Annotated in this window: 13 protein-coding genes; 7 read left to right on the plus strand and 6 right to left on the minus strand. The window is 40.9% G+C overall.

What is annotated here, in order from left to right; genetic code table 11:
• Positions 1-12 precede the first annotated feature (12 nt).
• The 5 genes from V6R21_RS18660 to V6R21_RS18680 are packed head-to-tail and all read left to right on the plus strand — an operon-like array spanning position 13 to position 5,847.
• On the plus strand, positions 13-837 hold the full coding sequence (locus tag V6R21_RS18660) for an enoyl-CoA hydratase-related protein (protein ID WP_334245105.1): 825 nt from the start codon (positions 13-15) through the stop codon (positions 835-837).
• Positions 838-889: 52 nt separating this feature from the next.
• On the plus strand, positions 890-1,753 hold the full coding sequence (locus tag V6R21_RS18665) for a BKACE family enzyme (RefSeq protein WP_334245106.1): 864 nt from the start codon (positions 890-892) through the stop codon (positions 1,751-1,753).
• A 13-nt stretch (positions 1,754-1,766) separates the two neighbouring features.
• Positions 1,767-2,537 carry an SDR family oxidoreductase gene (locus V6R21_RS18670; protein ID WP_334245107.1) on the plus strand — a complete coding sequence of 257 codons (771 nt, stop codon included), beginning with the start codon at positions 1,767-1,769 and terminating at the stop codon, positions 2,535-2,537.
• Positions 2,538-2,573: 36 nt separating this feature from the next.
• Positions 2,574-4,268 carry an AMP-binding protein gene (locus V6R21_RS18675; RefSeq protein ID WP_334245108.1) on the plus strand — a complete coding sequence of 565 codons (1,695 nt, stop codon included), beginning with the start codon at positions 2,574-2,576 and terminating at the stop codon, positions 4,266-4,268.
• Positions 4,269-4,299: 31 nt separating this feature from the next.
• The gene (locus V6R21_RS18680) at positions 4,300-5,847 is read left to right on the plus strand and encodes an acyl-CoA dehydrogenase family protein (protein WP_334245109.1); all 1,548 of its coding nucleotides are present in this window, start codon (positions 4,300-4,302) and stop codon (positions 5,845-5,847) included.
• A 72-nt stretch (positions 5,848-5,919) separates the two neighbouring features.
• Here the strand turns inward: V6R21_RS18680 and V6R21_RS18685 are convergent, their stop codons facing one another.
• Both V6R21_RS18685 and V6R21_RS18690 read right to left on the minus strand, forming a co-directional pair.
• A complete protein-coding gene (locus V6R21_RS18685; protein ID WP_334245110.1) occupies positions 5,920-6,780 on the minus strand; it encodes an SDR family oxidoreductase in 861 nt (286 codons plus the stop codon).
• Positions 6,781-6,830: 50 nt separating this feature from the next.
• Positions 6,831-7,391, minus strand: a complete 561-nt coding sequence (locus tag V6R21_RS18690; protein WP_334245111.1) for a TetR/AcrR family transcriptional regulator — start codon at positions 7,389-7,391, stop codon at positions 6,831-6,833.
• Between the two features lie 281 nt (positions 7,392-7,672).
• Between V6R21_RS18690 and V6R21_RS18695 the strand changes: the two genes are divergently transcribed.
• Positions 7,673-8,593 (plus strand): transposase family protein, encoded by a 921-nt coding sequence (locus V6R21_RS18695; RefSeq protein WP_334239830.1) that lies wholly within the window; start codon positions 7,673-7,675, stop codon positions 8,591-8,593.
• 219 nt (positions 8,594-8,812) lie between these two features.
• Here the strand turns inward: V6R21_RS18695 and V6R21_RS18700 are convergent, their stop codons facing one another.
• From V6R21_RS18700 to V6R21_RS18710, 3 genes are read right to left on the minus strand one after another with little or no spacing between them, the layout of a single operon-like run.
• A complete protein-coding gene (locus V6R21_RS18700; protein WP_334245112.1) occupies positions 8,813-9,196 on the minus strand; it encodes a DoxX family protein in 384 nt (127 codons plus the stop codon).
• A gap of 6 nt (positions 9,197-9,202) precedes the next feature.
• Positions 9,203-9,667 (minus strand): SRPBCC domain-containing protein, encoded by a 465-nt coding sequence (locus V6R21_RS18705; protein WP_334245113.1) that lies wholly within the window; start codon positions 9,665-9,667, stop codon positions 9,203-9,205.
• Between the two features lie 4 nt (positions 9,668-9,671).
• Positions 9,672-9,995, minus strand: coding sequence for an ArsR/SmtB family transcription factor (locus V6R21_RS18710; protein ID WP_334245114.1), 324 nt, complete (start codon positions 9,993-9,995; stop codon positions 9,672-9,674).
• A gap of 742 nt (positions 9,996-10,737) precedes the next feature.
• Between V6R21_RS18710 and V6R21_RS18715 the strand changes: the two genes are divergently transcribed.
• A complete protein-coding gene (locus V6R21_RS18715) occupies positions 10,738-11,454 on the plus strand; it encodes a class I SAM-dependent methyltransferase (protein ID WP_334245115.1) in 717 nt (238 codons plus the stop codon).
• Positions 11,455-11,530: 76 nt separating this feature from the next.
• Here V6R21_RS18715 and V6R21_RS18720 read toward each other — a convergent pair whose 3' ends face one another.
• Entirely contained in the window at positions 11,531-12,331 is an 801-nt protein-coding gene (locus tag V6R21_RS18720; protein ID WP_334245116.1) for a rhamnogalacturonan acetylesterase, read from the minus strand.
• Positions 12,332-12,466: the final 135 nt, after the last annotated feature.

Here is a 12,466-nt window from a genome sequence, read left to right on the forward strand (position 1 = left end):
ATATTTACTGAAATGGCTTATTTCTCTAAAGAGCAAACTTCCAATATTCACCAGCACACTTTTGCTTTCATTCAGGTCGAAGAGCAGGACAATATCCTGACCGTGACCCTCAACAGACCTGAGAAACGAAATGCCATGCATCCACCATTGCTGAATGAGCTGGCTTTTGCCTATGCCTATGCACACCACCACAATCATGTTTGGGCTGTGGTATTGCAAGCCAACGGGCCAGTATTCTGTGCGGGAGCAGACCTGAAGGCATTTATGGGTGCTACGGAAGAACACAACTCAACTGTTCCCCAATCCAATGAGGAAATACTGATGGGCGAAATCTTTAACAAGACCTTTAAGCCCAGTATTGCCAGAGTGCATGGCGATGTATATGCAGGCGCATTCCTGCTGCTGGCAGGCTGTACACATGTGGTAGCAGCTGACCATATCAAGCTTGGATTACCGGAAGTCAAGAGGGGTATTTTCCCATTTCAGGTGATGGCTAGCCTAATGGAAATTATGCCACCAAGAAAAGTACTGGACTGGAGTATGGGTGGATATAACCTTCCAGTTGAAAAGGCTTTTGAATATGGGTTGGTTACACATTTGGCTACATCTGAAACACTTGACCAAACGATAGCTGAAATAATCAAGGAGCTGAAACAGAATTCACCTTCAGCGATTAGGTTAGGTATTGAAGCTTACCGAAACATCTGTGACAGCAGTACTGCAGAGAGACATCATTACCTCAAAAATATGCTTCAAAAAGCATTAGCCACCGAGGACGCCAAGGAAGGTATTACGGCATTCAAGGAAAAAAGAAAGCCCCAATGGACAGGAGCCTGATCCCGATTTAGGCTCTACGATCCTAACGCTACGATAAAAACAACCCAAAACCATGAATAACAAGATTATCATATCTGCTGCACTGACGGGTGTATTGGCTACCCGTCAGCAATGCCCCGGCATCCCCTATACTCCTGAAGAAATCGCTAAGGAAGGCAAAAGGGCTATAGATGCAGGGGCTAGCATTTTGCACATCCATGCCCGACAGGATAATGGAATGCCTGCCTACGATGTGGAAACCTATCGACGGATAGATGAAGAAGTAAAAAAACTTTGTCCTGAGGCGATTATCAACTACTCTACAGGTGCCATTGGAATTTCACAGGAAGAACGTATCCACCAAATTGATGCCTTGCAGCCAGACATGGCAGCCCTTAACATGGGCTCAATGAACTATGCAATATACTCAGCAAAGCATAAACAGTTCTATCACGACCATGTGTTTGCCAACCCTTTCAAGGATATTCAATTCTTTTTGGAGAGAATGAACAAGGCAGGCACACGCCCCGAGATGGAATGTTTTGACACTGGACATATTCACAATGCAAGACCGCTGATTGATATGGGAATACTGGAACCACCCTTTCAATTCAGCCTGATTATGGGTGTTTTGGGAGGAATCCCTGCCACCACACAGAACCTTGTCCATCAGGTAAGTCAATTACCCGAAGGTTCTCACTGGCAGGTAATCGGAATAGGTAAAAAACAATGGCGCATGGTAGCAGCCGCTATTACGATGGGAGGTAATATCCGTGTCGGACTGGAAGACAACCTCTATATGCCAAATGGTGATATGGCTTCTTCAAATGGAGACTTGGTAAAGGAAGCTACAACTTTGGTACGTACCCTCGGTTATGAACCAACTTCAGTACATGAAGCAAGAGAGATTCTGAAACTACCCGTCAAACAGGATTAAAATAACGTAGACCATGTTTTCAAAAGAATTACTGAAAGATCAAACCATCTTGGTAACTGGTGGAGGATCGGGTATCGGAAAAGCCATCGCCAAAGCCTGTTTACAGCACGGAGCACAAGTAATCATTGCCTCCCGAAAAGAAGAGAAACTGCAAACTGCCTTGGAAGAATTACAGACATACGGGCAGTGTCGTTACATCGTCTGTGATATTCGGGAGCCCGAGATGATCTCCAAACTTGCCACAGACATCAAGGAACAGGAAGGTAAACTGGATATCCTTGTCAATAATGCTGGCGGACAATTCCCTTCTCGGGCAGAAGACATCTCCAACAACGGATGGAATGCTGTTATCAACAATAACCTGAACGGTACATGGCTGATGACCCAAACACTAGCCAAAACGTTTTTCATTCCTCAAAAACAAGGTAATGTTGTCAATATCATCGCCAACATATTCAGAGGTTTCCCTGGCATGGTACATACAGGAGCCGCCAGAGCCGGTGTCGAAAATATGACCAAGACTCTTGCTGTGGAATGGAGTCCATACAATATCCGTCTGAATGCTGTAGCACCCGGCATTATCAAGTCAACAGGATTGGAACAGTATCCCCCTGAAATGCTGAAGGGACTCAGTGACAATATCCCGATGAAGCGACTCGGTACCACAGAAGAAGTGGCCAACCTTTGCCTGTTTCTGGGAAGTCCTCTCGCTGCCTATATCACAGGAGAAACCATCTACATTGACGGCGGTCAGCGACTTTGGGGAGATGTTTTCAAGATATAACCTCTCCTACTTTTCACTAAGCACACGAACTAAAAAATGGAAAACTGGACACTGATCGAATACTTTTATCATTGGGAAAAAGAAAAGCCCAACGAAGTCTACTTGAGACAACCATTTGGCAAAGTCTGGAAAGAATACACTTGGAAAGAAGTAGGAGATAATGCCCGAAGAATTGCGGCAGCACTTCAGGACATGCAACTTCCTATGGGAAGTCATATCGGAATACTGTCAAAGAATTGTGTCCATTGGGTCATGGCTGATTTGGCGATTATGATGGCAGGGTATGTATCGGTTCCTTTCTACCCCAATATGACAGCAGAACAGCTCAAACTGGTTTTGGATAAAAGTGATTGTGCGGCCCTGTTTGTTGGCAAGCTAGAAGAGTGGGAGCAGCAAAAAGAAGGCGTTGACCAAAACTTGCCAATCATCCGTTTCCCTCATTATGAAAACAATTCCCTGATCAATGAAGGTAAAAATTGGGATGATCTTCTACAGCAATTTGATCCACTTCCAAAAGGGCATATCCCCCAACTAGATGACCTTTGGACGATACTCTATACCTCGGGTACAACAGGAACACCAAAAGGGGTAATGCTACCATTCGGGTCTGCGACCAAATTGCTTCAGAATGAAAGGGAACACAACAACCTGACAATATTTCAGCAGGGAGACCAACGTTTTTTCTCCTACCTGCCATTGAACCATATTGCAGAGCGCATCATCGTGGAAAGTGCCAGCTTATTTACAGGAGGAACGGTATCTTTTGCTGAATCGATTGACACCTTTGCTCAAAACCTTGAAGCTGTTCAGCCTACCCTGTTTATGGGTGTGCCCCGTATTTATACCAAATTCCAGATGGCAATTCTGGAAAAAATCCCTGTCCTGAATATGCTGCTATCAACTCCAATCATTTCAGTTTTACTTAAAAAAGTACTCCGCAAAAAACTGGGGTTAAGTCAAGCTAAAATCCTTCTGACGGGTGCTGCACCTACTCCCGAAAGTCTGCACAAATGGTACAGAAAACTGGGACTGCCTTTACAGGAAGTCTATGGCATGACTGAAAATTGTGCAGGCTGTACGCTTATGCCAAAAGTACAATACAAACAGGGCACAGTAGGTCAATTGCTACCTAATGTAGAGTTAAGAATTGACCAGGAAACCCAAGAAGTCATTATGCGGGTACCTTGGCAAATGGTAGGTTATTACAATGAACCTGAAATGACTGCCAAAGTAATTCAGGAAGGTTGGATACACACAGCCGACCAAGGAAGCTTAGACCATGAAGGTTTTCTGAGTATCACAGGCAGGGTCAATGATAATTTTAAGACCTCAAAGGGAAAGTATGTGGTTCCTAATCCCATTGAGATGCAGTTTGCGCACAACTACCTAGTCGAGCAGATATGCATAGTCGGAATTGGTATTCCACAACCCATTGCCTTGGTTGTACTCTCCGAAACGGGCAAAAAACTGGAACGGAACGATGTGTTCAAGCAATTGACACCAACCTTGGATAAGATCAACCAAACTCTTTCACGGTTTGAAAAGGTAAAAGCCATCGTTATTCTCAATGAAGAATGGAGTGTTTCCAATAACCTGCTCACCCCTACCCTTAAAGTGAAAAGGCAAGCCATTCACGAACGCTACCACCAACACTACCAGCAATGGTACGATCAGCAACATGCTGTCATCTGGGCTGAAAACCAAACCACTGAAAAAATGATCAAGGCATAAACCAATACACAACGATAAAAACCCAACATACATGAAAAGCTACTATTTCACTGAAGAGCACGAGATGTTCCGACAAGGTTTACGGGATTTTCTCAGCAAGGAAGTATTGCCACATATTGACGAATGGGAAGAAAAGCAGCAGGTACCCAAGTCCCTCTGGAAAAAGTTTGGAGACATGGGCTACCTCGGGCTGAACATGCCTGAACAATATGGAGGCACTGCAGCAGACTTTTTCTATTCAGTCATCTTTATGGAGGAAGTCTCACGCTGCTTCTCTGGTGGTTTTGCCGTAATCCCATCCGTCCACCAGTATATGTCCACTCCCTATATCCTGAAACATGGCTCTGATCAGCTCAAAGAAAAATATATTCCAAAAGCCATCTCAGGTGAATTACTGGGCAGCATCGGCATTACAGAACCTGGAGCAGGCTCGGATGTAGCCAATATCAAGACAACTGCTGTCAGACAGGGTGATCACTATATCATCAACGGCGCCAAAACCTTTATCACCAATGCCTATTATGGTGACTATATCGTATTGGTTACCAAAACAGCACCCGAAAAAGGCTTTGACGGCTTCAGCCTGATTGTTGTAGACCTTGACTCAGAAGGTATCTCCAAACGGAAACTGAAAAAGCTTGGTTGGCATGCCTCAGACACTGCCGAACTGAATTTTGACGACGTAAAAGTCCCTGCTGAAAACCTGATTGGAGAAGAAGGAATGGGCTTCTATTACCTGATGGGAGGATTACAACTTGAACGGCTTACCGGAGCAGTAGGTGCGGTAGCAGGAAGTGAGCATGTTTTGGAATACGCCCTTGAGTATATGAACCAACGGGAAGCATTCGGCAGAAAGATCAATCGTTTTCAGGTACTCAGGCATCGGGTAGCACAAATGGCATCTGAGATTGAATGTACCAAGCAGTTTGTCTATCACTGCTGTCGCCTGCACAACGATGACCAATATGCCGTAAAAGAATGCTCAATGGCCAAACTGCTGGCTACAGAACTGTCTAACAAGGTGGTAGACCAGTGCTTGCAATTCTTTGGGGGCTATGGCTATATCGAGGATTACAAGGTAGCAAGACTCTTCCGTGACAACCGTATCCTTACCATTGGTGGCGGATCTTCTGAAATTATGCGGGAGATCATTTCCAAGATGATCATTGATGAGAAACAATATGACAGGGCTGAAGGAGCCTCTTTCCCACAAGGAAGCCAACCTATCAAATCTAACCCCATTTCCAATAATCATTCAAAAAGTTCTGAAACGACAAAAACCATGAGTATCGAATCGACCACAAGCGTACTAAAGGAAAGAGCTTCCAATGCGGCTCCACTTGGCTCTACCATGAAATTTGACCTTGGTGAAGGTATTATCTATTTGGATGGCTCTGCTGCAGCCAACCTAGTCAGCAATGAGGACAAGGATGCTGACTGTACAGTCAACCTTTCCAAAGCCGATTTTGACGATCTTTTGAGTGGCTCCCTAAACCCAATGAATGCCTTTATGGCTGGTAAAATCAGAGTTTCGGGAGACATGAGTGTAGCCATGAAACTCAATACAATCTTAGGTTAATACGTGATTACTACGTTGTTTTAAGTCTATAAAAAATGGCTACCTATTTGGGTAGCCTTTTTTTGTTGTGGTCTATAAGAAATGCTTCGTTACCTCCTCCACGAGTTTTGTCCCATCAGGGTCTGCCTCAGTTTTCAGTCTTGTAAATTCCTCTGCCCATTGTGAAGTTCTGATCCTTATTGGAGGGTTTTCACTTTCAGCCACATCCAGAATCACTTGTGCAACCTCCAATCCTGTCTGAAACACTTGTGAATCTCCTTCATTCGCCCTCTTTTGGCTTCCACCCAAGTACTTTTGCATCAGTGGCAAATATTCACCAGTAGCAAGCTGTCCGTCCACTACGGTCTTTCCAACTGCTGACTTCATAAATTCTGTAGAAATACCTCCCGGCTCCACAACCGAAAATTTGATATTGAAAGAAGCGCCAACGTAGGTTGCCAATGCCTCCATAAAACCTTCAACGGCAAATTTTGCCCCACAATACAGTTCATTAAAAGGCTGACCAACAAGCCCTCCTACTGAAGAAACTGTAATAATATGACCACTCCTTTGCTTTCTCATATAAGGAATTACCGCCTTGGTACAGTACACCACACCATGATAATTGACATCCGTTACCCACTTGATTTCTTCCTCAGAAGCTTCCTCAATAGTCTTGGCAAACCCTGCCCCTGCATTGTTGATTAGCATATCAATCCTGCCATCTTTCTGTATGATGGTCTCTACGGCAGCTGTAATGGTATCACGCTTGGTCACGTCCAGTTCAAGTAACTCTATATCCAGTTGCTTCTCTGCTATTTTCTCTTTCAGCATAGCTGCTTTAGACAGGTTGCGCATGCTGGCATATACCTTATAGCCTTTCTCTGCAAAAATGATTGCAGCTTCCAATCCAACACCAGTTGATGTTCCAATAATTAATACGTTCTTTTTCATAACGGTTATTTTTGGAGTGAATAATCATTCCAATTTTTAAATAAAAATTTTTATGCCCTGATTCCATCCCAAACCAAGCGGAGCTGCGTCTCCATTGTTTTTTCAAGTGTGACAGTATTGCCTGACTTATTGAGCCATCTCAAATAAGAAAATATAGCACCTCCTATAAACTGCAGTAATTTATCCGTGTCAATATCTTTGATAATATATTCCCTCTTGCCTCTTTCTAATAGCTGCATCACACATTCTACGGCTTCATATCCTTCCTTTTCACTTTCATCTGTAATGATTGGAGATGTCTGCAATTGCTCCAAAAACCTAAAATAGAGTGTGTTTTCTACGAAAAACATTACCATAGAGCGGTAGAACTGTTCAAACTGTAACTTCACAGGCAACTCTGTGTGAAAGGATGCTTCCAGCACGACTTTTTCTTTATGCTTTATTGTCCTGTAAATTTCATTGATCAGAATTTCCTTGCTCTCGAAGTAGTTATAAATCGTACCCATTCCCGTCTGCGCCTCTTTGGCAATCATTGACATCGGGGTAGCATGTATACCATTGTCCACCAACAGCCTGACAGCTGCCTGCAATATCATCTCTCTCTTATTCATGGGACAAATGTAGAATTGCGGAATATTCATTCCAAATTTATTCACAAAATTGACAAATAAGCTCACATTGATTAATAAGACGGATGGTTTTTTTATTAGTGTTCAGTAAGAATGGCTATTACATGTTTTTATCACCTAAAATGGAATCATTGAACCAATCTCCTCTCTTCCAATTGATGCCCAAGCTCGGTAAAAACAATTTCATTTGATTAGACATTATCACGATTAACAAAAAGTTGTGAATTAGGAACAAAAGAAGGCGACAAAGCACTCATTTAGTTGTGAAACCTAAATCCATAAGTGCCCGTCGCCTACAGAGTTTAACGTCCTTGACCAAGGAAGAGTTGAGAGAATTGGAAGGAATTTTCTCATATGTTTATGTTGAAGCCTTACAGCAGTATACCATGAAAGGGAGGCCTCGCAGGAAGCCTTTGAAGAAGCTGGATGATTACCGTAACAGCAGTCTCCAAGGGATAGAGACTAAACTCTTTTTTATTCTATATAGCTTGAAGGAGAATCCCACGCAAGAATCACTAGGATTGTATTTCAATATCAGTCAAAGTAAGGTAAGTGAATGGCTATATTTCCTGGGAAACTGCTTACTACAAACATTAAATTATGTAGGAGAGCTACCTGCCAATGTAATGGAAGAGTTTCGAAAAAAACTTAAGCCTTACTGGAGTGAAGTATTCTTAGTGGATGGAGTAGAACGCCTCATACAGCGTCCAAAGGACTCGGAAAAGCAAAAGATGAACTACAGTGGAAAGAAGAAGAGACATACTACCAAGAACCTTGTCATCACCGACAAAGAGGGTAAGCAAGTGCTCTATCTTTCTGAGACTGTAGCAGGTAGTATTCATGATAAAAAGCTTTTTGATCAACAACAGTTTGCCTTTCCTAAAAAAGGTATCAAGCTACTGGGGGACTTAGCCTTCAAGGGCATTGATCTTGATAATGTTACATTCATTGTGCCTATCAAAAAACACAAAGGGATTGAGCTACCTGATTTTATGAAAGAGGCGAATAGAAAGCTGGCAAGTATAAGGGTTCGTGTTGAGCATGCTATCTGCGGGATTAAAAGGCTCAGAATCCTCAAGGATATTTTCAGGCTAAGAAGAGAAGGGGCATTAGATAGAGTGATGAAAATTGGAGCGGGTTTACATAACTTCAGATCTCGAAGGAGAAGACTTGTTAATACATAGATTGTTAATCGTGATAAATACTATTATATGCCATACTAAATAGCTTAGCCTACTTTACAACTTTATCAATCAAAAAATTATAATCACTCTTGTTAATACATTTTATAGTGACCTATAAATACGTTTGAATTCAATTTTTGGGGTTTCACTTTATTCCTGACAAGTTTCATCAAATGAACAGTTTGTAATTAACCTGTCACAAACTGTTCGTTGATAATTTTACTGGCTTACTGTGATTAGTTTTCTATCAACTGGTCTGAAATACCATGATACAGCTGTCAGAAGAAGAAGCAACAAAGATGGCAACATTTCAGTGAGGGTACCGCCTGCCAATATTCTAGAAAATGTGGCTCCTGACATAGCAAAGAAAAAACCAGCATAAGCCCATTCTTTCAATAAAGGAAACCTTGGAATCAACACTGCCACAACGCCCAAAACCTTCCATACACCCAGGATAGTAAGGAAAAAAACAGGATACCCCAATTGGGTAATATTTGCCACTTCTTCTTCCATTTTGATTAACTGTACAATTCCAGTTGATAACATTCCAAGTGAAAGCCAAATAGTAGCAATCCAGTAGATAATTTTGTCTCTCTTAGTCATAGTAGTTTATTTTAATTTGATTACAATTTCTTCTAATCGGTTATGTGCCATATTCAATCCCTGGGCAAAAGGTAACTTGAGCATCTGGTCCCTGTCCGCTACGGATTTATAGACAATATGCATCTTCAGTTTACTTGTCTCATCCGTCAGTTTTTCAAACTCCAGATATTCAAGCTGAACAGGAAATGAAGTATTTTCCATCTCAAATGTTCGGGTGATCTTTTGGTTAGGGATAAAATCATGAATCACCCCATTGAAACCATGTTTGTTTCCTTTAGGATCAGTTGTTTCAAACTGCCAGCATCCATGTTTCTTGTTTTCAAGTTTCAAAACTTTAGTTCCCATCCATTGCTCTACAATTTCAGGTACTTCATAAGCCTTAAAAAGCAAATCCAAGGGCAAGTTGAATTCTCTGGTGATCAACAATTCCTGCCGGTCATCTTCAGCATGTATCTTGGTCTTTAGTTCCATACTTCTATTGGTCTGTTTTATAGTTTTTCATGATCGCTTCCAACTTGTTAAACCTGTCGTCCCAAAGCTTTCGGAATGGCTCAATAAAGTCAGCTATCTCTTTCATTTTATTTGGGTTTAGGTGATAGTGGATTTCCCTACCATTTTGCACCTGTTCAAGCAATTCACATTCTGTCAGTATCTGTAAATGCTTTGAAACTGTTGGCCTTGCAGTGTTAAAATTGGAGGCAATGGCTCCTGCCGTCATAGACTGTGTGGCTACCAAAACAAGAATTGCTCTTCTTGTTGGGTCGGCTATAGCCTGAAATACATCTCTTCTTAAATTCATCGCGTAGTCATTTGACTACAAATATATATGTAGCTATTTAACTACAAAATATTCTCAGTGAATTTTCATCAAAAATTCAGTACAATTAATTGTTGATTTGATTTTTAAACACAAAAAGCACCATCAGTTATTGATTACACAAAATCATATTCATTCAATATAAAATAAATAGAGGGGTATGTATGAAGGGTATTCTCAGCAATATTTTTTCTCCTGTTTGAAACAGAAAATCTGTCTCTTACCAACTCAACCTAAATAGATAAGCTCAATGTTATTCTTGTATTTCAGTCCATAGACAAAATTCTATCCATTACTGAATCTCGAAGCAGATTCACTCCTGCTATAAAAAGTGATGAAATGTTGTGCCAAAAAAACAAAAAAGTATTTACCACGAATTTATGGTGAAAAATTTATAGGACTACACCTCTATTTTAGGATTAACCATATACCCAATCATTAGACTTTATCATGATTAAGTTGATTTCAAAATAATTAAGGTTCGAAAAACGCTCTTCATTTAATTGTGAATTTATTCATATCTAAATGTCACGCTAATACGTGGGAAGCCTTACATACTTTTAAACTTTATTAGTCAAAATATTAACTCTCCCCGTTAGATGACTTTTCGCACCCTCGGAACTATCAGACGCTCTAAACTATTATGGTTATATGGTATCACTTCCCCGATACCAATTTGGACGAATCAATGCTTGCCTTTCATCCAAAAACTAACTGCATACTTATGAAAATCAAAAATCCGTCATCTAGATCGGCACTCTCCATACGACCTAAAGACAAGGTGCTGGATGTTGGAGGAGGCAATCATCCTCATCCGAAAGCACAAGTGGTGGTGGACAAATACTATAATGATGATACCCACCGAAATGGTCAGATCGAAATTTTACCTCATCAGCAATTTATTCAGGCTGATGGGGAAAAGCTCCCTTTCAAAGACAATGCTTTTGATTATGTAATTTGCTGTCATGTGATGGAACACGTTCCGCACCCTGATAGGTTTATGAATGAACTTAGCAGGGTAGGAAAAAAAGGATACTTGGAAGTTCCATCTTTACTGGGGGAGTTTTTGGCTCCAAAACCATCTCACGAATGGGTAGCTTTGGAAATTGACAGTAAAGTGGTTTGCGTTCGTAAAAAGGATATAGGAATGACTACACAGACCTGTGATTTTGGAGAGCTATTTCTTTATCAGCTTCAACGCCAGTCTCTTGCCTACAAGATGTTATTGAATACAGAACCCAACCTGATGACCGTTCGCTATGAATGGAAAGATAAAATTGAATTTGTGGTTGACCCCAAAGATCCTCGCCTTCGAAGTTATTTTACGCAACCATGGGGAGAGGAACAGATCATCACTCAGTTTCCTAAAAGAAGTATCCCCAAGGAGTTTCTCAAGACATTCAAGGCATTCCTTAAGTTGTGCAGTGTTTATATTGGCTAAAATATAGTCATCAAAAAAAGTGAGTCTCTATAAATTAAAGATTCACTTTTTTAATGTCACAAAGTATTTTATAACCTTATCTATGCAAGGTTTTCAGCGCTTCAAACACTAGACCCGCAACAGTGTGAGCACCTTCAGGCTGAAAGTGTGTATTGTCGGAAAGCCCTTCAGGATATGCTTCGTATTTGGCAGGAGGTAAATTCATAAAATAATTTGCTGTCACATATGCTTCCCCCTTTTGACTGAATGCATTCATTGAAAGCTTATTCAAATCAATAAAAAGAACCTCCATTTCTTTTGCCACTTCCAAAGCTGCATTGGGGTATTCTCCATGTACATTTTCCAAATGCCCATCCTTCCAAGGATAGTTTCTGCATACAGGTGTCAGAATAATAGGAGTTGCTGACTTATCCCTTGTTTGTGAAACATAAAGCCTCAAAAACTCTTTATATCCTTCCACATCAACATATCGTGCAGGTTTATTGACTGCCGCATCATTATGCCCAAATTGCATCAGTACCACATCCCCTTTTTTTAGCTTTTCGAACACAGACCTCCATCTTCCTTCCTGAAAAAATGTACGTGTACTCCTTCCTCCACGCGCTCTATCATCAACAATAACACTGTCTGAATTGAATATATTCGTAAAAGTTGTCAGGTCTGCCTTTTCAAACTTTTCCTGAAATACTTGTCCCCACCCTGTGATGGGATATCTCGTTTTAAAATAATCTTTCCCTACATCATAGTTGTCTGCATAATCAGCAACTGTAGAGTCTCCTATCAGGTAAATAACAACAGGTCCTTTCTCAGGTGAATTACAACCTAACAGCATAAGGAATAATAAAGCTATACTTTGAATTGAGTTGATTTTTCTCATGTCAAAAAAATCGGTTTTTTTAAGTAATCGATTATCAAAATTTATTGTGTTACAGATTAATTGAATAGTTCAACTACCTCAAATCAATTACCCACTAACTCTCTTCATAATTTCACAACATCTATTCAGACATAT

It is taken from the genome of Limibacter armeniacum (genome assembly GCF_036880985.1).
GTDB classification, from domain to species: domain Bacteria; phylum Bacteroidota; class Bacteroidia; order Cytophagales; family Flammeovirgaceae; genus Limibacter; species Limibacter armeniacum.